The sequence below is a fragment of the Aeromonas sp. PrichA-15 genome (genome assembly GCF_017939245.1).
Taxonomy (GTDB): domain Bacteria; phylum Pseudomonadota; class Gammaproteobacteria; order Enterobacterales; family Aeromonadaceae; genus Aeromonas; species Aeromonas caviae.
The window spans coordinates 1-602 of the sequence record NZ_JAGKRH010000293.1 but is presented as its reverse complement, the minus strand read 5'-3'; the positions used below and the strand labels follow the sequence as shown (position 1 = coordinate 602).

The following is a 602-nucleotide window of genomic DNA, read 5'->3' as shown; positions in this document are numbered from 1 at the left end:
CCCCTACAGCCGGAACAGGAGCAGAAGCCGCCACCAAGGCCAACTGAACACCCCTCACAGTGAACCAACAACCGCTCTACCTTTAACCCTGACATGCTTTATGTGTGCCGGGGTTTTGTTTATTTGGAGAACCCCACATGCGTTACCACAAACTCAAAGCCGGGGAATGCCCCGGCACCTATGTCGTCACCGAACCCGTGACCGAGCAAGACCTGTTGCGTATCGCCAATCAGATTGCTCGCAAGCGTCTTGCCAAAGGCTCCGCCATCACCAGTACCACAGAGGCCGCTGAGCGGCTGCAGACCCTGCTGCAGGACCGGGAGCACGAAGTGTTTGGTGCACTGTTCCTCGACTCCCAACATCGTGTACTGGCCTTTGAGGAGCTGTTTCGCGGCACCTTGGACAGCGCCAGTATCTACCCACGGGAAGTGGTCAAGCGGGCCATACTGCTCAACAGTGGGGCCATCATCGCGGTGCACAATCACCCCAGCGGTGACCCGGAACCCAGTCAATCTGACAGGGTCTTTACCCAGGCCCTCAAAGAAGCCTTGGCGCTGGTCGATGTGCGATTGCTTGACCATCTGGTGGTCGGTGCTGAGGGC

Annotated in this window: 1 protein-coding gene; it reads left to right on the top strand. The window is 58.3% G+C overall.

Going from position 1 to position 602, the window contains the following annotated elements; translation table 11 throughout:
• Positions 1-137: 137 nt before the first annotated feature.
• Positions 138-602: JAB domain-containing protein (locus J9889_RS21580; RefSeq protein WP_134697354.1), on the top strand; the 465-nt coding region annotated here is incomplete at its 3' end.